Below are 23,413 nucleotides of genomic sequence, written 5' to 3'. Positions count from 1 at the left end.
ATAATCGTATTTGACTAGGCTTTGCATTTATGCAAAGGCGTATCTGGCGAAGCCAGATTTTTGCGGGAGTTTTCATTATTTGTCCCGCAAAAAGTCTTAAGATTTAGGAGGCTGATTAATCAGCCTCCTTTTATTTTTGATAAAGCACTCTGATGATGATAAAATATATAAATATTTAGTGATTAGAGAAAGGTTATTATGAGCGAAGCAATTGTTACATTAAAAAAAGGCGAGGGCCGCACAATTAAGGCTGGAGGCGCCTGGATATTTGATAATGAGATAGACTCAGTTATGGGTTCTTTTGAGAATGGAGATATAGTTGTTGTCCATGATTTCGATGGATACATGATGGGCCGTGGTTTCATCAACACTAATTCCAAGATTCGTGTTCGCATGATGACACGTAAAAAGGACCAGATAATTGATGATGATTTCATCAAAATGAGAGTGCAGAATGCCTGGAATTATCGTAAAAACGTATTACTTGAGAAGGATTTGAACTGCTGTAGAGTGATCTTCGGAGAGGCTGATTTCCTTCCGGGGCTTGTTATCGATAAGTACGATGATGTGCTTGTTGTGGAATCACTTGCACTTGGCATAGATAAGTTCAAGCTGAAGATTGTAGATTACCTTAAAGAGGCTATGGCTGTAGACGGATTTAGCGTGCGCGGAGTTTATGAGCGTAGTGATGCAGCAGTCCGCAAGAAAGAGGGCTTAGCACCATATAAGGGATTCATTGGAGATGAGTTCGATACAAACGTAGAAATCGTTGAAAATGGTGTTCACTACATGGTAGATGTAGTAAACGGACAGAAGACAGGCTTCTTCTTAGATCAGAAATATAATCGTCTAGCTATTCAGCGCCTTTGCAAAGGCAAGAAAGTATTAGACTGCTTTACACACATGGGTACATTTGCTCTTAATGCTGGAATCGCGGGAGCAGCAGACGTAACAGGTCTTGATATTTCAGAGTTCGCAGTATCTCAGGCTACAGCAAACGCAAAGCTCAACGGCTTGGATTCAACTGTCAAATTCCGTCAGGCAAATGTTTTGGATGAGCTTCCAAAGCTTGCAGAAGCTGGAGAAAAGTACGACGTTGTAATTCTTGACCCACCTGCTTTCACAAAGTCGCGTGAGGCCACAAAGAACGCAATGAAGGGCTACCGAGAAATCAACATGAAGGGACTTAAGCTTGTTAAGGACGGCGGCTACCTTGCTACATGTTCTTGCTCTCATTTCATGACTCAGGAACTCTTCGTAAAGGTAATCGGCCAGGCTGCACAGGCTGCCCACAAGCGCCTTCGCCAGGTAGAATTCCGCACACAGGCTCCAGATCATCCAATCCTCTGGGCCGCTGACGAAAGCTACTACCTCAAGTTCTTAGTGTTCCAGGTTGTTGACGAGAAATAAAGAGTAAAAGGGACTCTTGTTATGAATAGAAAAGAAATCTTAACAGTAAATGTAAAACTTACAAAGTTTGATGAAGTGAAAGGGCAAAGTGGAGAAGCACTGATGATTCACTTCGATGGTGATGCTACTGGAGAATACTTCAACGGAATTATTCTTCCAGGTGGTGTGGACACCCAAAGGGAAATGAAAGGCAGTGCCAGAGTTTTATCTGCTAGATATATTCTTGAAGGAAAAGATTTCAAGGGTAATGCATGTAAAATCTTTGTAGAGAACAATGGCTCATTTGATGAAAATGGAAATATTGTTACTCATCCAACTATTCTTACGGATAGCATCGATTTAGCGTTTTTTGAGACTGCTGATATCACTGGAACGATATCGGATATTCCTGGTGGAGTACAGATACATTTGTGGATGGATGATTCAGAGGAATTATGAAAAAGAAATTATTAATTGGCTTTATATTAATTCTTATAGTGTTAGCATGCGCTGTGGTGCTCTTTTATCATAAGTCTGCTGAATCATATGATTCTGAGCCGGAAGTAGAGGAAGAGATGCCCGCAACCGAAGAGCCTGCGGAAGAAGATACATCTGAAGTGACGTCTGAAGGTGTTCCTTCAGTTGAATCCGCTAATCTGGAATCTGCCGAGCAACTACAAGAATCTACACAACCAGGAGAAACAAAAATGACTACCACAAATGTAAAAGACACAGAGAACTTTTATGGAATAGAATTCACAGAGGATAGCGAGATCTTCGCACGAATCAAAGGAAAATCCTACAAGGATGACTGCACAATTCCAGTATCGGATTTACGATACCTTCACGTGCTCCATGTAGGCTTCGACGGACAGACTCACGAGGGCGAAATCATCTGCAACAAATCTATAGCAGAAGACCTCCTTGAAATCTTCGAAGCTTTATATGAGGCGGAATATCCAATCGAAAAAATAAAGCTTGTAGACGAATACAACGCAGAGGATGAAGCCTCAATGGCTGACAACAACTCCTCATGCTTCAACTTCAGATTCATCAGCCACACCACAAAGGTCTCAAACCACGGTGCAGGCCTAGCTATAGACATCAACCCACTGTACAATCCATACGTCAAAACCGTGGACGGCGCCCTCAGCATAGAACCAGCCAACGGAGCACCATACGTAGATCGCAGCGCCGACTTTCCATACAAAATCGACGAAACGGACCTGGCCTACCAGCTCTTCACAGCCCATGGCTTCACCTGGGGCGGCGCCTGGTCTTCATCCAAAGACTACCAGCACTTTGAAAAAATAGACTAGTAAATGATTGGGAGTGAAAATGATTTTTATTATAGACAAGCTAATCAATTATTTAATATATATTTTCTTAATTCATTTCTGTTTTCGAATTCAATTTAGAAAAAATAAATTCTTGTGTTTATTATCAGTGCTATCGGTCGTTTTCTCTGGAATAGTTGATTTATTTTTAGGTGAGGAATATATGGTTGTATTTATCATATGGGCCTTAATAGCAATGATACTGTTATTCGATGATATGATTTGGCATATGGCGCTTTTGACAATAGCGCTAACATGGTTCATGGGAATGATAGATACATTTTCATCTATAATTGTACAAGTCATAGCAATGAATACAACGGCAGCTACAGCAAGACTAACCTGGAATGAACTCTTTGCGTATCCTATTTCTTTCGGAATAGAATTTTTTTTGTATTTATGTGTGCTCAAACGATCAGACGTATATCTAAATGAAATTAAGCTCACATACAAACTGGGGCTTTTATTGATGACACTCATATTCGAACTTATGGTGGTTGGTGTATTTAGTGTTTATTATGAGAATCCAGGGAATTTTACATGGTATTTGCATATCAGATTTTTATTATGTCTTGTTGGAACTATTTATGCATTATATGTAACACTTGCGCTTGCAGTAAAAAATCACCTTTATGATAAACAGAATAAGCATTTGCAGCTTGCTCTTAGCATTCAGCAGTCACAGTATCTATTTCAAAAAGAAAAAAATATTGATTTGCGTCGTTTCAGACATGATTTAATTAATCATATTGGAGCGGTTAAAGAGTTACTTTCAAAAGGTCAGTATGACAAGGCAAATTCGTATATAGAACAAATCTGGGATGTTACGGAAAGTCTTTCAAGCAAGGCAAACACGAGGGACGATTATCTAGATGCTATTCTCAACTATTATTCATATATATGTGAAGCGGGGAATGTTGCATTTGAAATTTCAGGAAAACTGAAGCGTCCGCTTGAAATAGATTTGATGGATATTACTGCGCTTTTTGGTAATGCCCTACAAAATGCCTATGAAGCTGCGCTTAAGGTGAGTATAAAGCATGTTCAGATTGAAATGGTTGATCACGAGGAGGAAGTATTTTTTGCCATTGCCAATACGTGTGATGGAAAAAATCTTCCGGATTATCATGATTCAGTAACGAGCAAAGCAGACAAATATAATCATGGTTTTGGACTAAAAAGCATGATAAATGTTATAAACAAATATAAAGGTGAATGTTATTTTTCTATGGATAAAAAAGAAGATATTGAGGTATTTAGAATAGATTTTTCTATTCCAAGGGGAAGTCAGATATGAAAATTGCAATAGTGGATGATGAGCCTGTTTGGCTGGATAAAATCAGAGAGTATATTGAGGGATATTTTGCATTAATTGGTGAGTCAGATTATGAAATAAATGTCTTTTCAAGTGGAACGGATTTCATACAGTGTGTCAATGAGATTGATTTGCTTTTTCTAGATGTTGAATTAAGTGATGGTGAAAATGGTTTTGATATAGCTGAACAGCTTCAGTTGTTAGACAGTAATTGCAAGATTTGTTTTCTGACTTCACACATCGAATATGCCAGATTGGGTTATAGAGTAAGTGCGTACAGATATATTGACAAGTTACATTTAGATGAGATTGATGAAGCCATAGGTAACTATCTATCTTCAGTGGCGAAAGCTGAATATATTGAGTGCAGGGATGAAAATGATTTGGTTCAGACAATAAATATTGGCGAGGTACTTTATGTAGAAACTGTTCAACATAAGCTTTGTTTTAATTTTGCAGGAGGAAAAAACTACTTTAGTGATGGAAACCTGAAATCTCTCGCTGAAAAGTACGAAAAACTTGACTTGATTCAAATTCAGCGTTCCTATGTGGTGAACATGAAGTACATCAGGTGTCATGATAGTAGGAATGTAACTATGATAGATGGCACAAAGCTTCCAATCAGCAGAGATAGAGTGCAGGACTTTAAATTAAAATATTTTAACTGGAGGCGGAAAGCCAATATGTAATTTGTGTAGTTTAGGCAAATTTTGTGTAGTTCAGGCAAAAATCCATATTTTTTTGTTTCTTTGTGATATAACAGTTTGGTCGACAAGGGGTCGAAAGTTTTTATGTCAGGGAGGACAAAAAATTATGCCAGTTAAATGGAGAACATGGGAACATTTTACAAAAGAGCCAATTAATCCTCGTGCAAGTCATGTGATGACAAATAATAGTGAAGTTGTTACTGCCATTAAAGACTTAGAGGATGACAGTTCTAGGACAGAACCTAATTTTGGTGAGGCAGCAACTCTTGAACTGAGTGGTAATTATTTTAGAGAAAAATCTGCTACAAGTTCATCTATGTTATTGGAAAGTAAAGTTGCATCTAGAACACTTAAGGTAGGTAGCCGCGGAGATGATGTAAAAAGGCTACAGGAGAACCTGAATACATTAGGATATAACACAGGAAAGCCAGATGGAATCTTTGGAAATGGGACAAAGAACGCAGTTATAGCGTTTCAAAAAGCGAAGGGGCTTACTGCTGATGGTATTGTAGGTTCAGGTACACAAAACGCAATAACTAGGGCATTAAATGAAAAAAATGCAGCGGCAAATAGCAACATCCTTAAAGTTGGAAGTAAAGGAGCTAAAGTAGCTCAGCTGCAAAACAACCTTAATTCTTTAGGATATAATGCAGGAAAACCAGACGGCGAATTTGGAAATGGAACAAAAAATGCAGTTGTTTCATTCCAAAAAACATATGGTTTAAGCGCAGATGGTGTTGCAGGAAAAGCAACTCAGGATGCTATAGCTATAACAATTAGTAGAAAAAGTAAGGGGATTTTATCAAAAGGGCAGGTTAGTAATGATGTTAAAAGTTTACAGAACGACTTGAAGACACTAGGTTATCTTGCAGGCATAGCCGATGGTGCGTTTGGCGTTGGTACAGAGTCGGCTGTAAAAGCATTTCAGCAAAAGCATAATTTATCGGTGGATGGTCTTGTTGGCAGCAATACTAGAGCCCAGATTGCTGCTGCGGTTAATGCCAAAACACAACCTAAGGATAATGGCGTTTTAAAACTGGGGAGCAAGGGAAATAATGTTATTATTCTTCAAAACAACCTGAATTCTTTGGGATACAATGCAGGAAAAGCTGATGGACAATTTGGTAGTGGTACACAAGATGCAGTTATTAAATTTCAAAAGACTTATGGATTAACTGCTGATGGCCAAGCAGGAGAGAACACACAAGAGGCAATAAGAAAGGCATTGCACTATAAAAATAATGGAGTGCTTTCTAAAGGTCAAGTGAGCGATGATGTTAAGACGCTACAGAATAATTTAAAAACTTTAGGCTACTTATCAACTAATCCTGACGGAGCTTTTGGAGCTAATACTGAAGCTGCGGTTAAAGCTTTTCAGAAAAACCATGGTTTAAGTGTTGATGGATTAGCTGGAACTGATACAAGAAATAAAATAAATAGCGCTGTTAAAAATAAAACTCAACCAGTGCCTTCTTCTAATAATATTCTAAAAATAGGTAGTACCGGAGAACAAGTTAAGAAGCTTCAAAATGATTTGAAAAATATTGGGTATAGTATTACCGACACAATTGGTTCGTTTGGGGAATCTACTAGCAATGCAGTGAAGATTTTTCAATCAGCTATGGGATTAGATGTAGATGGAAAAGTCGGGACTAACACAAGAAATGCATTATCAAAATCAGTTGCGTATGCTAACCAAGGTAAAATAGCTAGAGGTCATTCTGGAACTAAGGTTGAAAATTTGCAAAATGAGCTAAAGAAAGCAGGTTTTCTTACAACAGCTATAAATAAGGTTTTTGATTCTTTTACTATGACAGCTTGTGCAAAAGGATTAAATGAACTTGAAAAACAGAATAATTCTCCATATGCCGGGGCTACAAAAGCAGTTAATGATATGCTGGCCGATGCTTTAAAGAATGTTGTAATTGAGGAGGATTATGTTCAAAAGAAAACAAATTCAGGGACTCTTAGTGAGAAAGGGTTTGAATTATTGTCCCATATAGAGAATGATACTATAAAAAATATTCAATATAATACGGATGGAACAGTTAAGTCGGTACCGGTTATAAAAGTTAAGGATGATAAAATAACTTTACCATATGGTATCGCTATTGACGCTTCAGAAAAGGCGAAATATGAAGAAAAGTATGGTATTTCATTTGAAGTAGGAACCCAAATAGACAATAAGATTGCATTAGAAATATATAACGACAAAAAAGGATATTATGAAAAATCAGTTAATAATCTACTTAAACGTAATAATTATAATGCGTCTCAGCAAGAATTTGATGCTTTATTTATAGCTACATACCTAAGACCTGCTATAACAAATGAAGGGACAGCGCTTGATAGTTTATTAAAAAAGCAAACGATTAGTAAAGATGAATGGTATAACGCGGTTATTAGTGAATTAAAAAAAGCTAATAATTGGGAAAGCAATAAAGATGGATGGATGAAACGTACAAAAGAAGAGGCAGAACTCTTTGCAGATGGTGACTATAACAAAGATTATTAAAGATAGCAAAGGAAGAACAGGTAGGTGAGTGCCATAAAAAAAATAATAATTCATCTTTTGTTATGTGCGACAGTATTGTGTGGAATTTTGATGTTTTTTGAGATAAGTAGTAATAATAAACAAAACTCAATTCAACATGAACAAAATGTAAACGATATTAAGGGGGAACCTGATAGTGTTTCTGGTAATTTTGAAGGTAAATGGAAATTAACAGACACTCATTCATCAATTTCATCTACAATTACAATTTATAATCAAGATGATAATGGATTTGATTTTGTTGTTGAAGCGAATTACTTTATGCATTCAGATGTTATAGAAGGGGAAGCAGTATTCGAATCTCCTTCTATAGCCAAATATGTGGACAAATATGATGATGAAAGTAGTATTTCTTTTATATTAAATGCAGATGTTATGTATATTGAAAAAGAAGGCTGTCCTATTAGTCCTGGTGTTGATATTGAAGGCGAATATACTTTAAATAAACCCCAGTATGTAAATCCGGATATATTGGAGACATTATTTTCAAAGGATGAGTTGAAATCTATTAAAGGAATGATGCCTGAAGAAAAGTACAGCGAATATTTTGTCTTTTGTTCAAGAAATGGATTATTTGATGAGCAAGAGATAACTATAATAGATGGCATAGAAGCAAAAAATATCTATGTGTTCGTTCCAACTGCAGGCATGGGGTACAATGTATTCATAACAAGTGAAGGGGTAGTTTATCTACAGTTATTTGATGAAGATAATTCGTTTTATACAAATGATGAGAATTGGAAATTAAACGAAATGCCAAGCATATGCAACGCTGAATAGAAAGCTGGAGTATACAATAGACTTGCGTATGAAGAAAAAGCGGAAGCATTAAGGTTATATAAAAACAATGAGAATTAAACATGAAGAAACGTACATATATTTTTATAATTATTATACTGACAATTATTGTATTGCTCTCATTGAAAATTAAGCTAATCATTGAAAGGCATAAGGTTTATAGCGCATATGCAGATTATATAGAGAGTCATTCTTTGTATGAAGGTTTCGAAAAGGGAGAGCTCGAAAACAATGAAACAAGACTTGTTTTTTCCTTAGAATATATAGATGAGGATAATATGCCAGAACTTGTTGTTGGGTGGACAAAAGCATTAAATGAAACACCTGATATCTGTATTTTAAAGTATGTGGATGGTAATGTGAAACAACTTGGGCCATTTGGTCATTATAATTGCATAGATTATATTCCGAATGAAAATATATTATGTGAATGTAATTCTTGGGCAGGTGAGACATCTTATAGGTACTTTAGAATAAACGATAAAGGCGAGAATGAAACACTATGTGAAGCCTATATGCCAATGAATGATGAGCAAGAGATTTATACTATAGAAGAAAAGTACTATGTGAGTGGAAATTCTGTTTCAAAAGAAAAATATAATGCTTACGTTGAAGAAATGTCTTCAAATGGTTTTGTTTCATGGAGTGGTGAACATAATAATTACAGCTTAGATGTTCTTAATAAGTATAATTTGAGTCAACTTAGAAAAGGGAAAATTGAAATCGCCAAAAATGTAAGAGCAGAATCCGAACGAGAAAAAAACTCTTCATGTTATGATTATTATGATATAGATGATTTTGTAATAGATTATTCAATTAAATCAATTGGAGGGTGCGAATATCCAGTATTATCCTCTGACAATGTACGGTATGCTTATGTATTAACAGCAATAAATCAAGATTATTTAGAAATGATAACGGAGGCAAAGAAATCCAACGATACTAATGCAATAACATGCGAAAGTATTGATATTGACGAAATAGACAACCTTGCGTATGTAACAATAAATGAAAGAATAGCTAAGTCATCAAAAACTTTCAGTTTCAATAAGACATACGTTATAGAAAAATACAATAAGGATTTTGCAAATTTGAATGATATTTTTTTATCTAACATTGATTTTTTGGCTAATGCAACAAATCAGATATGTGAGATAGACAATAATTTGGATTGTGAAACTGTCTATGAAGAACTATTCTTAGCTTCGGATAAAAGAAATATTAGTTGGAGTATAGTAAATGGAAAACTGAAAATAGATGTAGACTCAAATGTATTCTCGGATAGTTCTAAAAATATTAATTATAAGGTTAACATTATGGTGGAAGATTATTTAAGTAGTAATAACGAAGATTGACTTCTATATAAAAAGCTCTGGATAATTTATTTGAAAAGCAAGTTATTAGTAAATATAAATTTTATAACGCAGTTATTAGTGAATTAAAAAAGCTGATATTATTTCTGGAAACTTTGAAGGTAAATGGAATTTAACGAACTACCAAGTATAAGTGGCGCTGAAGAATAGGCGGTTCCTAAGTAAATAACGGTGTTAGGAACTCATTTTATTAACTCTTTAAGATGAGGACTACAACTCTAAAGAAAGCTGGTTTTATTAAACACAGCTTTCTTTTATTATGACAGCTTGTACTATTAAATGAGCTTGAAAGAATAGAATAATTCTATATATGCTAGCACTACAAAAAGATCTATGCTGCGTAGTGCAGCAGGAAGAATGGTAGGCTTCCGTAGTACATGAGGAAGGCAAAGGCCAGGGCCAGGGTGTAGATGAGCGTGTTGTACAGGAGGCGGCGTCGGTAGGTTGGGAAGTCGCCGGAAATTGTGGTGACGCCGGTGCTTGGTTCGAATCCGTTGTCTGCGTGCATGCCAAGGAATAGTAGGGCTACGGCCAGTCCAAAGATTGGCATGAATGGCATGTAGTAGCGTGATGCGAAGCCTCCAAGGTAGCCGCGGCTTTGGAATGAGCCGTAGGCGCTTTTAAACTGGTAGAGGAATGTTACTATTAGTGAAATCCATCCTGCGATAACTGGTAGGCTGAGCTTGCCAGCACATTTCTTTACGGCAGGTGTGAATACCAGTGCTGGGATTACCCAGAGGATTTCGTATGGTATGGCTGTGAGGCTGTATATGTAGGTTTTTGTGAAACGGTATACAGATTCGATGCCTGACCATGATAGGAAGAATCTCTCTATGTAGTACGATAAGTATTGGCTGAAGTTGTAGGTACGACGCTCTGACTCAGCAACGTAGTATATCGTATTTTCGAAGTATTCCTTTGAGGAGATAAGCTCCAATGAAGGATGTAATGTGCCATAGCGAGAGTAAATGATTCCGTAGTATGCGATGGCTACGGCGTATATAGGCAATGATATAAAGAAGGCCTTGCAAATAAGTGGTGCGAGGCTTTTTTCTTTTATCATGGTTGCGATAAGTACGATAAGTGCCATTACGATGCAAAGTATGGCTGCAGTAAGCTTTGTCAAAAGTGATGCAGTGATGCCAAGGGCAATTAAAACATAAGTTAGTATGTTGCGCTTGCCTTCACTGAATCTTATCAATCCAAGGATGCAAAGTGCTGCAGTTGTAAGTGTAAGTGCATCATTTGTTACGGCGCAAAGCTCATATGAAAGCATTGGTATTGATGATACAGTCATTGCGTAGACAAGATGAACCCATGGCATATCCTTTGATAATCTGGAGTAGCCGATGTAGAAGAATAACAAAAGTCCAATGATGCTGATGCCTAAGCTGAAGTATCTAAGCTGCATTTTTTGGATGGTAATAACTACATCTGATTCTGTAGGAGAAAAGCCACCAGCAAGACGCATGATGTGATAATAAAGAGGTGGGTGGCAAAGATAGTTAACAAGATCTTCCATGTATGCATAGTTTGGAGTTTCCGACCATTTCATTACAACACTGCTGAAGATGTGCATGTCTTCGAAATGAGGAATTATCTCACCTGTGCTTTCTAGGTAATAAACATATGCAATGTGAGCTGATTCATCTGGTGATGTGCCAGGCACATAGTTGGCGTAAAAGACGCCTGCGCTTGCAGTGAATACTAAACAAAACAGGTATATAAAAGCTATAAATGCCTTTCTGCCTTTTACGTTGATTGCAAAATAAAAGGCAGCGATAGCTAATATAAAAAACACTGCAATTAAAATGTAAGCTACTAATTTCATTATTTCTTAACTCCACTCAATTTACTTGAAATCTTATTAATAACTGATTTTGCATTCTCAATGAAGAATGAATCAGCAAGTATAAGCAAAAGAATAAAATATACTGCGGCTCCTGTGACAATCATGATAAATGTTGCGACGATTGTGTTTGGCAGGAGACGACTTTCTACTATAAGTAATAGTAACATCATAGCTGCGGAGAATAAATACTTTGGTATTGGCGCTATGATGCGCTTGATTTCCAGCTCTTTTCTAATGACAAAAAGCTGGATGATTGCGATTGATGCTTCGGCGATGACAGAAGCGATTGCAGCTCCATAGGAGCTAAGCTTTGGTATTAACATCAGGTTGAAGCAGAAGTTGATAACTGCTCCGTAAAGCACTGTCTTTGTGTATAAGTTTTCCCTTTTTGTAGGAACTAAATATTGGATGCCTGTTACATTGTTGATTGAGATGGCTACTGTGATAGCTGAAACAATCTTTAAAAGCACGATTACTTTTTCATAGCCTGGGCCGTAGAACCAAGGAATGAAATTGTCGGCAATTCCAAATAATCCAAACATAAGAGGCAAGCCTAAAAACCATGCAAATCTGTAGGCCTTGTACATTGCATTTCGGATGGCTTCCTTGTTGCCTTCTTCAAAATATCTGCCAATGCGAGGTACCATAACTGTAGACATTGATGTGACAAGTACCAGCACCATTTTTGTGATTCGCATAGCCTGTTCATAGTAGCCGTTTTCAGTGCTACCGCCATTGATGAGGCGAATCATAATCTTATCTAAATATTGATATATTTGAACTGCAATGGTTGGCAAGAATAATCCAAGAATCACATGAGTGTCAGCAAATGGTGTAAGCTCCGATTTTGAAACCTTTGTGAGATACTTTGGAAGGTATGCCCAAAGTGAAACGTGTCCGGCCATGGTGATGATTGCAGTGGCTGCAGTGTAAAGAGCCAGGTCGTTTTCATCTTTGATAAGGGTAAAAACCATTGCCAGGTTTATTAATCTAAAGATAGCATTACGTCCAACAATTTTGCCAAACTCCTCAAGACCTTGGAAGAACCATGATGTATCACAGGCAACATTGATTATTTCGATGAACTGAATGATGTAAATAATCATCCACTCAGGGCGAAGGGCAAAAACAAAAATGCCGTAGATTAAAAGAAATATGGCAGTGGAAGTACATCTGAAAATTACTGTGTTCCAAAATACCACAGAACGTCTGTGGGCATCAGCCTGCACATATGAAATCTCACGCTGACCATAAGTAGATGTGCCCAAGGTGGCAAAAATAATGAAAAATGCAGCAATAGCAGTTACATAAGAAAATACACCGATGCCATCTACGCCCAGCACTCTGGAAATGTAAGGGGCAGTCAGAAGTGGTGTGATAATAACCAGTAACTGATATGCTACATTATATATATAATTCTTTTTTACGTTTTTTTCTTTCATTAAAATATATTCCTAAAGGTATTTACGATTTCTGTTTTTCTGATGAAAACAAAAATCTATAGTTTTCCAAGTAATAAAATTAGTCGAAGCATAACTTCTCCTGAAAAACTTCTACGAAGATGCTTGTGATAAAAAGTCTTTTTGAAGATTTTTTTTGAATTAAAAACATCCAAAAACCTTTTTGTCTCAGTATCAACCTGACTGTAAAACAATTCAGAAAAGCATTTTAACATCTGCCTTGTTCTAGGACAGAAATCACCATTTAAAACCTTATCCACACGCCATTTAATCTTTTTGATGATGCCAAGATTTGTGGATGATACTGCGTCGCTGTGGCGTCTATATTTGGCTAAAGGCTTTTCACTGTAAATGATTTGTCCATTTAACCCAAGAGCAATCAAAGTGACCCACTTATCATGATAATAAATATCTTTGGAATAATTGTTATCAAATGAAAGCTCAGCAAGCTTTCTGTTTATCATCATTGTGAAACCAGGAAAGACTCCTTCAAAGAAAAGATTCTCGAAGGTGACTCCTGTCATAGGATTAGTTTCGTTGAAAGTGCCGGTCACATTCAACACATCATCACAAATATAGTAATTAGAAGCAAAAAGAATAGGTTTATCTGAGTTTGCCTTTTCAAAATAAGACAAAGCTACTTCCAATTTATCCTCTTCCCAATAATCATCCTGATCGCAAAAAGCAAAATAGGAAGCATCACTATTTGTAAGAGCATATTTGGCGATGGTGCTAAAGCTTTCGCCAAAGCCTAAATTTTTATTTGTATCTTCTGAAACATCGTTGATGATAACAATTCTTGAATCGGTAGAAGCTAAATTATGAATGATGTTTAAAGTGTCATCACTAGAACCGTCATCTCGAATATATAAAACAAAGTCTGAAAAAGTCTGTTTCAGTATGCTTTGTATTTGTTCGGTAATATATTTTTGTCCATTGTATGTGGACAATAAAACTGAAATGGTTGCCATAAAAGCGCGCCTTTCACATGTAATTAAATATAAACTATTCTAAAACAATACCCTAGGCAATGCAAGGAATGTGCAAGTGTGGTATACTTATACAAACTGTGTTGTCAGGAATTATAATATGGAACAATTTAGTCAACTGGATTCCCTCATCAAAGGGAAGAAGGTTCTTTATATAACAACTAAAAATTTAGATTACATCAGAGTTTCCCAAGAGATTAATTATCTATCGCATTTGGCATCTCAAGTGGAGATAATCGGAAGCAAATCTTCTAGCTATCCAAAGCGTCTTGCATTTGTGTTTGCTAGCTTGTTCAAGCAATCCATGAAAGACATTGATATTGTATTTGTGGGATTTGCTCCTCAGCTGGTTATGCCAATTTTTTCTTGGAAGTTTAGAGCAAAGACTGTCATCATCGACTTCTTTATTTCTGTTTATGACACTATGGTGCTTGATAGAAAGAAGTTCAAGGATGGCGGTTTTCTTTCAAAGTTCTGCCATCGCCTGGATGAAGGCACACTTAAAAAGGCAGATTATATAGTGTGCGACACAAAGGCTCACGGTGATTTTTTTGCAGATGAGCTTGGGGCTTGTCAGGAAAAGCTTAGGGTTCTATATCTTGAGGCTGATGCAAGCATCTATTATCCAAGGGATAAAAAGCCATCGGCTTCACAGAAAAAGGTTTTGTATTTTGGATCTATTTTAAATCTTCAGGGAGTGGATGTGATTTTAGATGCATTAAAGCATTTCAAGGATGATACAGATATTTCATTTGAAATAATAGGTCCAGTGCCAGCGGCTATGGACAAACCAATCCAGAATAATATATCTTATATAAACTGGCTCAGCCAGCAGGAGTTGGCAGAGCATATTGCTCAGGCAGATTTATGCCTGGCAGGCCATTTTTCAGGAACTATCGATAAGGCAAAAAGGACAATTCCTGGAAAGGCATACATATATCAGGCAATGGGCAGGCCAATGATTCTTGGAGATGGCCCAGCCAACCACGAGCTGTTCACTGCGGACAGCATCCATATTTTTGTTAAAATGGGAGATTCTACAGCATTAGCTGAAGCAATAAAAGATTTTTTCGATTATGAGTGAAATAAAAGAATACAAGCAACCTACTAATAAAATAGAAAAAGGATTACTTTATCTACAGCATTATGGCTTTAAAAAGACTGTTGCAAAGACAGTCAGAAAGCTTATGAAACACGATCAGGAGCACTACAGCTACAGACAGTTCCTGAAAGAAAATCCAATTACCAAAGAAGAATTAGACAAGCAAAAGCATACTGTTTTTAAATACAATCCAGTTATCAGTATCGTAATTCCGTTATATAACACAAAGGAAGAATTCCTTATTGAATTAATTCAGTCCTTTACAGCTCAGACATATCCACATTGGCAGCTTTGCCTTGGGGATGGCAGTCCAGAAGAAGGGTTAAAGGATATCATTCTAAAGGCTACAGATGGCATTTGGGATGAAAGAATTATCTATAAAAAACTAAGTGACAATACAGGTATTGCAGGCAATACAAACGCAGCAATGGAGCTTGCTACTGGAGACTATATCGGATTTACGGACCACGATGATTTAATCACTCCAGATGCAATGTACTATATTGCAAAAGCTTTAAATGAAGATAACACAATCGAAGCTATTTATTCTGACGAAGATAAAATCGACATGGAGGGCAAGGAATATTTCCTTCCTCATTTCAAGTCGGATTTCAATATTGATTTGCTTTGCTCTCACAACTACATCACACATCTTTTTGTAGTTAGAGCAGACATCGTAAAAGAGAGCGGCGGAATTCTCTCTGAGTTTGACGGCGCACAGGACCACGATTTCGACCTTAGAGTTTTGGAGAAATGTACCAATATATATCACATCCCTAGGGTCCTTTACCATTGGAGATGTCATCCGGATTCTACGGCAGATCATCCAGAGGCAAAAATGTACGCCTATGAAAATGGTCGTCGAGCAGTGGAAAATCACTACAAGCGCTTGGGCATTCCAGCTCGCGTAGAGCTTGATACACACCTTGGATATTACCGTACAATCTATCAGTGGCCAGATTCACCACTTCTTTCTATTGTGATTCCAAACATGAATCACGTAGATGATTTAAAGGCTTGCATCGATAGCATTGTGGAAAAAAACGATTATCCAAATGTGGAGTTTGTAATTGTAGAAAACAATTCCACAGAAGAATCAATAAGAAACTACTATACACAGCTTGTAAATAGATCTGATATAAAAGCAAAGGTTGTTGATTTCACAAAGGACCATCCAGACACAATGGGAGTCTTCAACTATTCAGCCCTTATGAATTATGGAGTTTCCCATTCTGATGGTGAGTACATCCTGATGCTCAACAACGACACTCGCATGATTAATGCTGACAGTATTTCCGAGATGATGGGATTTGTTCGCAGAAGTGATGTAGGTGCTGTAGGCGCAAGACTTTACTTTGGAAACAATACTGTGCAGCACGCAGGTCTTGTGCTTGGCCTTGGTGGAGTTGCCAACTCACAGTTCTTAGGAAGCGGCAGGGAGCAGGTTGGATATTTCTACAGAAGCACCTGCGTCCAGGATTTATCAGCCCTTACAGGAGCGTGCTTGCTTACTAGCAAGTCAGATTTTGAGTCAGTTGGAGGATTTGATGAAAGCCTTGCAGTTGCCTTTAACGACGTAGATTTTTGTCTTAAACTTCGTGCCAAGAATTTACTGTGCGTTTACACTCCATTTTCAGAGTGGTATCATTTAGAGTCGGTGAGCCGAGGACTGGACCTTGAGGATGAGGGAAAAAAGGCTCGTATGGAATCGGAGACAGAGTACTTTATGTCAAAGTGGCAGTCAGTACTTGATAAGGGAGATCCATACTACAACCCAAATCTATCACTCACCAAATTCGACTATTCATTTAGAAGTAAGGAGTAGCTATGAAATTAATCATTCAGATTCCATGCTACAACGAGGCAGAGACGCTTGAAATAGCCTTAAATGATTTGCCTAAGCATATTGATGGAATCGATGAAATAGAATATTTAATTATAAATGACGGAAGCGCAGACAACACTGTTGAGGTCGCAAAAAAGTGGGGCGTACATCACATTGTAAATCTCCGTCGTAACAAAGGTCTTGCTTATGGATTTATGGCAGGTATTGATGCTTGCCTTCGCCATGGGGCAGACATTATCGTAAATACGGATGCAGACAATCAATATGTTGCAGACGATATAGAACTTTTAGTTAGACCTATTTTAGAGGGAAGCTCAGATATTGTTATTGGTGCAAGACCAATCGATGAGACGGAGCATTTCTCACCACTGAAAAAGAAGTTACAACACTTCGGAAGCTGGGTAGTTCAAAAGGCCAGCAACACAGATATCCCTGATGCTCCCAGTGGATTTAGAGCATATTCAAGGGATGCAGCCATGAGGCTCAACGTTACAAACGATTATACATATACACTTGAGACTATTGTGCAAGCGGGGCGCAATAAAATCGCTCAGACCAGTGTTCCAATTCGTACTAATGACGAGCTTAGGCCATCAAGACTGTTCAACAGCATGATGGGCTATGTTAAAAAGTCCATGGTTACAATTCTTAGGGCTTATTTAATGTATCAGCCTTTGAAGACATTCAGTCTTTTGGCTATAATACCATTTATTGTTGGATTAGGGGTTATCATCAGATATTTGGTATATGTCTCAATGGGTAATTCAGCGGGACATGTTCAGTCACTTATACTTGGCTGTACACTTTTAATCATGGGATTCATTTCCCTAATGATTGCGCTCATTGGTGATCTTCTTGCAAAGAATCGTAAGATTTTGGAGGATATTGAGTACCATACAAGAAAGATGGATTACGATGGGGTGAATAATAAAGATGGATATAAAAAGGAGAATAATTTATAATGTTAAATAAGGAAAAAGCACTCGAATTACTGAGGGAGAATAATCAGGAACACATAATGAAATTCTTTGACCAGCTTCCTGAGGAAAACAAGACAGAGTTTCTTAATCAGATTGAAAATATTAATTGGCCAGACTTCAAGCTTATCGGCTCAAACGAAGCTGCATCAAGAGGAGAGTTTAGCGTTCCTCCAGCAGTAAGTATTTCTGAAATTGCAAAGAAGCACGATGAGTTCGAAGCAATCGGATTAGAGGCAATCAAAAAAGGCGAAGTGGCAGCAGTTCTTCTTGCAGGAGGAATGGGCACTCGTCTTGGATTTGATTTACCAAAGGGATGCTTCAATGTTGGCGAAACAAAAGAGCTCTACATTTTCCAGTGCCTTATCAACAACCTTATGGATGTTGTTAATCAGGCAGGTTGTTTTGTCCCTCTTTATATTATGACAAGTGAAAAGAATGATCAGGCTACACGCGAATTCTTCGCAGAGCACGATTATTTTGGATACAATCCTGAGTACGTTAAATACTTCATTCAGGATATGGCTTGTGCTGTTGATTACAATGGCAAGCTCCTTCTTGAGGAGAAGGGACGTCTTGCTACATCACCAAATGGAAATGGTGGTTGGTATGCATCAATGGTAAAAGCAGGCCTTGATAAAGAAATGAAGGCAAAGGGTGTTAAGTGGATTAACATCTTTGCAGTAGATAATGTGTGTCAGCGAATTGCAGATCCAGTATTTGTTGGAGCTACAATTGCAGGCGGATACGAAGCAGGCTCAAAGGTTGTTCGTAAGGTAGATCCACAGGAAAAAATGGGTCTTCTTTGTCTTGAGGACGGTAAGCCATCAATCGTTGAGTACTACGAAATGTCAGACGAGATGGCAGAGGCAAGAGCTGAGGACGGAAGCCTTCTTTATAAATACGGCGTTATCCTCAACTACCTATTCTCACTTGAGAAGCTTGATGAAATCGTTAACAACAACATGCTTGTACACGTTGTTGAGAAAAAGATTCCACACATCGATGCTGATGGAAATCACGTTTCACCAGAAGAACCAAACGGCTACAAGTTCGAGCTTTTAGTTCTTGATATGGTTCATATGATGGATTCAAACCTTGCATTTGAGGTAGACAGAGTACACGAATTTGCACCAATCAAAAATCTTCACGGTGTAGATTCAGTAGACAGCGCAAAAGAATTGCTTAAGAAAAATGGAGTTATACTCTAACTAAAGGTGGCTTAGCTGCCTAGGTTAAAGGAGAAAGACTTGTACAAAAAAAAGAAGCGTTCCTGGGTAAAACATTTGGATTTTATAATCCTTGATATGCTCGCTGCGGAGCTGGCACTATTTATTGGTGTTTATATTAAGTTCCACAGCGTAATCTTTTTGGATCGTTTTGAATGGTACAATCTGTATCAAAGCTTGGCAAAAATTTTGCCATTCATTGATTTGACAGGTGTACTTTTTACCGAGACTTACACAGGAATATTAAGAAGAACAAAATATCAAGAGATTACTTCCACTGTATGGCATAGCTTGATAAACTTCCTTGGCGTATTGCTTTACATGTATGCCAACCAGACATCATACTACTACTCTCGATTTGCTTTAGGTGCTTTCGGTGTAGCAATGATTGTTGTTACATACATCGTCAGAGTTTTCTGGAAGAGAATTATTCGCAGAAGAAAGCTGTTGGATGTTAATAAATCATCTATGGTAGTTGTTGCAGAGTCGACCACAGTGGATCATTGTCTTTCAGAAATTGCTCACAGTCCATATACAGAGTTTAAGGTTGAGGGCGTTGTAGTTGTAGATAAAGATATGACAGGTCAGGAGATTCAGGGAATCCCAGTAGTTGCAAATGCGGATAGCCTTTTTGAATACCTCAGGACAAATGTTGTAGATGAAGTTTTCCTCGATGGAAACACTAGAGCTAGCGAGGAAAGCTTGGCAGGACGTTTGGTTGAGCAGGGACTTACAGTTCACATGTCCTTGATTCACACAAACAACCTTATGCCAAACCGTATTATGGAGACATATGGCGACTATGTTGTACTTACAACTAGTATGCATATTGCCAACAATAGACAGGCATTCTTAAAGAGATTGATGGATATTTGCGGTGCAATCGTAGGATTGGTTTTAGCATTTATTGCTTTTGTTATTTTTGCACCAGTTATTAAGCTTCAGTCTCCAGGACCAGTATTTTTCACTCAGACACGAATCGGAAAAAATGGTCGTAGATTCAAATTCTACAAATTCAGAACCATGTTCATTGATGCTGAAGAGCGCAAAAAAGAGCTTATGTCGCAGAACGAGATGAAGGGAAATATGTTCAAGATGGAAAATGACCCACGTGTCACACCAATCGGACATTTCCTTAGAAAGTATTCTATCGATGAATTACCTCAGTTCTGGAACGTTCTAATCGGAGAGATGTCTCTTGTTGGAACAAGACCACCACTTGAAGAGGAATACGAAAACTATGCTCTCCATCACAAGGCTAGATTGTCAATCAAGCCAGGTCTTACAGGAATGTGGCAGGTTAGCGGACGTAGCGACATAAAGGATTTTGAGCAGGTAGTTGCTCTTGATACAGAATATATATCTAATTGGTCTCTTGGATTAGATATCAAGATAATATTTAAGACTATAGCTGTTGTTTTTGGCGGAAAGGGCTCGAAATAGTGGCGGATACATATTTTTCTTTGGTCATCTGGACTATAGATACAGATATGGATTATTTCAAAGATTGTCTAGAGTCTATTGATGAGCAGGAGTACCGTAATTTTGAACTTTATATACTAGATAATAATCCTTCCAATGCCATCGAAGTTACCATTAAGGAGTTCTTCCCTGACATTGTAGATAAGGTACATTATCGTCGACTGAAAAAGAAATCTGGAGGTGCCTATGCGTATAACATAGGCGCCCATTTTGCAGAAGGGGATTATCTAGTTTATTTAGGACAGCACGATAGATTAAGTCTTAAGACTTTATCATTTTTAAATGAAAAGATTTCACAGCTGGACAATGATAGTATCGTATATACGGATAACGATGAAATCGTTGGACAGGATAGAAGAAACCCTCATTTTAAAAGTGATTTCAACAAAGAACTATTATTGCAGACCAACTACATTGGTGAGTTTGTTGCAATTGCAAGGAATGTATATAACCGATTGGGAGAATTCAATGAAAAGGCTCAGACTGCCTATATCTATGAATATCTTCTTCGGGCAGCATTCAAAAAAGAATCTATAGAGCATATTCCATCCCTTTTATATCATAAGCGTACATCCGACAAGCTTCTTACTAAGGAGCAAAGAGCCGAAGCTAATTTTTATTGCAAGGAGCACATGGCACTTGCTATTTCTTATCTTCGCCAAACAGGAGTTATTGCAGAGGGACGTATCGACGCATCTCTAAAGAAATGGCATTTGGATTACGATGAAACATCTTTTAGGCGCTTCTCCAAAGATTACATGTTCTTTAAAGAGGAAGATGTAAAGCTTTACACGAGAAATAATGCTAAGAAAATGTATGCATATCTTAATCAGCCTGACGTGGCTGTAGTAGGTGCTCGCTTTATAGACAGAGGCTTCACTTACGACAATGTTGGATATGTGTTTGATACAGATGGGGCCTGGTATCCAGCATTTCATGGCCAGCGTATTTTCAGAGATACCTATGAAAACCTGGCTAGTATGCCAAGGGATGTAGCGATGGTAGATGCAGGCTGTTGCATGATTGATGCAAAGGTGTATCGAATGCTTCACGGCTTCGACACCAGACTTTCCGGTCAGGATGCAATGTTTGATTTCTGTCTCAGGGCAAAAGCCAGAGGATTTAGAACAATAGTCATTCCAAAAGTTATTGCTAGAAAAAAGAACAGAGTGACAATAACATCCACCGATTCTCATGAAATATTGATGGAAAAACATGGTGAAATTATTAAGAATGGTGACACATTTTACAATAGGAATTTACCTGTTGGTATGGAAAATTACATACTGCCGGGAACACAAGAGTAAAAATGATTAATTTTTGCCCCGTTTTTTATAGAATGTGACAGAAATATTTCAGGTTTCTTGACAATTTATTAAGCCATAGAGTAGACTAGCATAGTTAAATTAATACTAAGATGGGAGTACTAATCCGATGAGTAATTTCGAAGATTACGATTTAAGAAGAAGTTCTGGTGCAACTAGAAGCGCAAGACCTACAAACAGAACTTCTGCCAATAGAGCATCTGGTAGACCAGCAACAGGAAGACCAGTATCTAGATCATACGGTAGAGATGCTGATATTTCTCCAGATCTTTCATTGGACGATGAAATCGATTTATATGATTATGACTTACAGAGCGAATCAATGAGCGCTCGCAGACCTAGTGGTAGCCGTAGCGCAAGTGGAAGCAGACCACGTAGCTCAGCAAGTTCACACAGAACTTCTGCAGCAGCTGCTCATTCATCTTCTGCTAAAAGAAAAAAGAAGCCTTCTTCTTCTCACTCAAGCAGCAGACCAACTAGAAACACATCTTCATCTAGAGGAAGAAATGTTCCTAGTGGACGCAAGGGTTCAGGAAGAAACGGCAAGAAAAAGAAGACAAGAAGAACAATTATTGTTGTTGAAATCGTAGTATTGTTACTTCTTTTACTTATCTTCTTCTTCTGGAACAAATTCGGCAAGGTTAACTGGGACAACATCAACATGGATGAAATCGAAGTTAACAACCTTGATACAGAGACAGAAGAGCTGTTAAGTAACTACACTACACTTGCATTGTTCGGTGTTGATAACCGTTCTAATGGTAACCTTGATAGTGGTAACTCAGATACAATCATTCTTGTTTCTATCAATAATGATACAAAAGAAGTTAAGATGGTTTCTGTACAGCGTGATACATATCTCCAGATTACAGAGGGCACATACAGAAAATGTAACTATGCATACAACCATGGTGGTGTTGAGACTGCTATCAGCATGCTTAATACTAACCTCGATCTTAAGATTTCTGGTTACGTATCAGTTGACTTCTACGCACTTGCTACTATCGTCGATGACTTAGGCGGTTTGGAGCTTGAAATCACTCAGAAGATGATTGACACAGACAACCCAGAGACACATCAGAACGCTCTTGCTGGTTACATTGCAGAGGTTGAGAACGTACTTAATTACTATCCAAACGAAGAGGATGGATGGAAGTATTCAGACTGCTACTTCGACAGCCCAGGAACATACACACTTAACGGTGCACAGGTTGTTGGTTACTGCCGTAACAGATACGCAGTAGATAACGATTACGGTCGTGCTGAGAATCAGCGTGCTGTTATCAAGCAGATTATTGAAAAAGCAAAGAAAGCTAATGTGGCTACATTAAATGATATTGCAAATGATGTATTCCCTAGCATTTCAACAAGCTTATCACTTTCACAGGTGCTTTCAATGGCAGCATCAGTTGGTGATTATGAGATTGCTGATTCAACAGGATTCCCATTTGCACTTAAGGACACTACAATAAGCAAGACTACTGGTTCAGTATTGGTACCATGTACACTTTCATCAAATGTTTCGCAGTTACATGAGTTCTTGTATGACCAGACTGATTACGATCCTACTGACGATATGGTTGATGTTATTAGCGACCACATTGTTAATGAAACAGGATTCACGGAAGATAGTGCGACAATCACACAAACAACGGATTAATATATCGATAAAGTTCAT

At 37.8% G+C, this 23,413-nt stretch carries 18 protein-coding genes; 15 read left to right on the top strand and 3 right to left on the bottom strand.

The annotated features are described in order from the left end of the window. Nucleotides 1-198: 198 nt before the first annotated feature. The 8 genes from E7274_RS11540 (at nucleotide 199) to E7274_RS11505 (ending at nucleotide 9,455) form a co-directional block, all read left to right on the top strand. On the top strand, nucleotides 199-1,410 hold the full coding sequence (locus tag E7274_RS11540) for a class I SAM-dependent rRNA methyltransferase (protein WP_304176094.1): 1,212 nt from the start codon (nucleotides 199-201) through the stop codon (nucleotides 1,408-1,410). Nucleotides 1,411-1,431: 21 nt separating this feature from the next. Further along, the gene (locus E7274_RS11535) at nucleotides 1,432-1,848 is read left to right on the top strand and encodes a DUF3237 family protein (RefSeq protein WP_304176092.1); all 417 of its coding nucleotides are present in this window, start codon (nucleotides 1,432-1,434) and stop codon (nucleotides 1,846-1,848) included. Continuing rightward, nucleotides 1,845-2,708: a M15 family metallopeptidase gene (locus E7274_RS11530; protein ID WP_304176090.1), complete on the top strand. Its 864-nt coding sequence runs from the start codon at nucleotides 1,845-1,847 to the stop codon at nucleotides 2,706-2,708. Before E7274_RS11535 ends, E7274_RS11530 begins: the two co-directional genes overlap by 4 nt. A gap of 19 nt (nucleotides 2,709-2,727) precedes the next feature. Continuing rightward, nucleotides 2,728-4,023 carry a sensor histidine kinase gene (locus E7274_RS11525; protein WP_304176088.1) on the top strand — a complete coding sequence of 432 codons (1,296 nt, stop codon included), beginning with the start codon at nucleotides 2,728-2,730 and terminating at the stop codon, nucleotides 4,021-4,023. Then, nucleotides 4,020-4,730 carry a LytR/AlgR family response regulator transcription factor gene (locus tag E7274_RS11520; RefSeq protein WP_304176087.1) on the top strand — a complete coding sequence of 237 codons (711 nt, stop codon included), beginning with the start codon at nucleotides 4,020-4,022 and terminating at the stop codon, nucleotides 4,728-4,730. Before E7274_RS11525 ends, E7274_RS11520 begins: the two co-directional genes overlap by 4 nt. Nucleotides 4,731-4,854: 124 nt before the next feature. After that, on the top strand, nucleotides 4,855-7,263 hold the full coding sequence (locus E7274_RS11515; RefSeq protein ID WP_304176085.1) for a peptidoglycan-binding domain-containing protein: 2,409 nt from the start codon (nucleotides 4,855-4,857) through the stop codon (nucleotides 7,261-7,263). Between the two features lie 24 nt (nucleotides 7,264-7,287). Beyond that, nucleotides 7,288-8,082 (top strand): hypothetical protein, encoded by a 795-nt coding sequence (locus E7274_RS11510; RefSeq protein ID WP_304176083.1) that lies wholly within the window; start codon nucleotides 7,288-7,290, stop codon nucleotides 8,080-8,082. 80 nt (nucleotides 8,083-8,162) lie between these two features. Then, complete coding sequence (locus E7274_RS11505) at nucleotides 8,163-9,455, top strand: hypothetical protein (RefSeq protein WP_304176081.1); 1,293 nt, start codon at nucleotides 8,163-8,165, stop codon at nucleotides 9,453-9,455. A gap of 349 nt (nucleotides 9,456-9,804) precedes the next feature. Here the strand turns inward: E7274_RS11505 and E7274_RS11500 are convergent, their stop codons facing one another. From E7274_RS11500 to E7274_RS11490, 3 genes are read right to left on the bottom strand one after another with little or no spacing between them, the layout of a single operon-like run. Beyond that, the gene (locus E7274_RS11500; protein WP_304176079.1) at nucleotides 9,805-11,304 is read right to left on the bottom strand and encodes a hypothetical protein; all 1,500 of its coding nucleotides are present in this window, start codon (nucleotides 11,302-11,304) and stop codon (nucleotides 9,805-9,807) included. After that, nucleotides 11,304-12,767, bottom strand: coding sequence for a flippase (locus E7274_RS11495; RefSeq protein WP_304176077.1), 1,464 nt, complete (start codon nucleotides 12,765-12,767; stop codon nucleotides 11,304-11,306). The genes E7274_RS11500 and E7274_RS11495 overlap by 1 nt, the downstream gene beginning before the upstream one ends. Before the next feature lie 56 nt (nucleotides 12,768-12,823). Continuing rightward, nucleotides 12,824-13,756, bottom strand: a complete 933-nt coding sequence (locus tag E7274_RS11490) for a glycosyltransferase family 2 protein (protein ID WP_304176075.1) — start codon at nucleotides 13,754-13,756, stop codon at nucleotides 12,824-12,826. Nucleotides 13,757-13,874: 118 nt separating this feature from the next. Between E7274_RS11490 and E7274_RS11485 the strand changes: the two genes are divergently transcribed. The 7 genes from E7274_RS11485 to E7274_RS11455 all read left to right on the top strand — a co-directional run bounded on the left by E7274_RS11485 (nucleotide 13,875) and on the right by E7274_RS11455 (nucleotide 23,395). Further along, on the top strand, nucleotides 13,875-14,858 hold the full coding sequence (locus tag E7274_RS11485; RefSeq protein ID WP_304176073.1) for a glycosyltransferase: 984 nt from the start codon (nucleotides 13,875-13,877) through the stop codon (nucleotides 14,856-14,858). Further along, entirely contained in the window at nucleotides 14,851-16,701 is a 1,851-nt protein-coding gene (locus E7274_RS11480; RefSeq protein ID WP_304176071.1) for a glycosyltransferase family 2 protein, read from the top strand. Before E7274_RS11485 ends, E7274_RS11480 begins: the two co-directional genes overlap by 8 nt. A 2-nt stretch (nucleotides 16,702-16,703) precedes the next feature. Further along, nucleotides 16,704-17,684: a glycosyltransferase family 2 protein gene (locus E7274_RS11475; RefSeq protein WP_304176070.1), complete on the top strand. Its 981-nt coding sequence runs from the start codon at nucleotides 16,704-16,706 to the stop codon at nucleotides 17,682-17,684. Beyond that, nucleotides 17,684-18,910 carry a UDPGP type 1 family protein gene (locus E7274_RS11470; RefSeq protein WP_304176068.1) on the top strand — a complete coding sequence of 409 codons (1,227 nt, stop codon included), beginning with the start codon at nucleotides 17,684-17,686 and terminating at the stop codon, nucleotides 18,908-18,910. The genes E7274_RS11475 and E7274_RS11470 overlap by 1 nt, the downstream gene beginning before the upstream one ends. 39 nt (nucleotides 18,911-18,949) lie before the next feature. After that, entirely contained in the window at nucleotides 18,950-20,371 is a 1,422-nt protein-coding gene (locus E7274_RS11465) for a sugar transferase (protein WP_304176067.1), read from the top strand. Beyond that, a complete protein-coding gene (locus tag E7274_RS11460; RefSeq protein WP_304176065.1) occupies nucleotides 20,371-21,717 on the top strand; it encodes a glycosyltransferase family 2 protein in 1,347 nt (448 codons plus the stop codon). The genes E7274_RS11465 and E7274_RS11460 overlap by 1 nt, the downstream gene beginning before the upstream one ends. 127 nt (nucleotides 21,718-21,844) lie before the next feature. Then, entirely contained in the window at nucleotides 21,845-23,395 is a 1,551-nt protein-coding gene (locus tag E7274_RS11455) for an LCP family protein (RefSeq protein ID WP_304176063.1), read from the top strand. Nucleotides 23,396-23,413 lie beyond the last annotated feature (18 nt).

This window comes from Pseudobutyrivibrio ruminis (assembly GCF_015057245.1).
In the GTDB taxonomy this organism is placed as follows: Bacteria; Bacillota; Clostridia; order Lachnospirales; family Lachnospiraceae; genus Pseudobutyrivibrio; species Pseudobutyrivibrio ruminis_E.
This window is presented reverse-complemented; position numbering and strand designations above follow the sequence as displayed.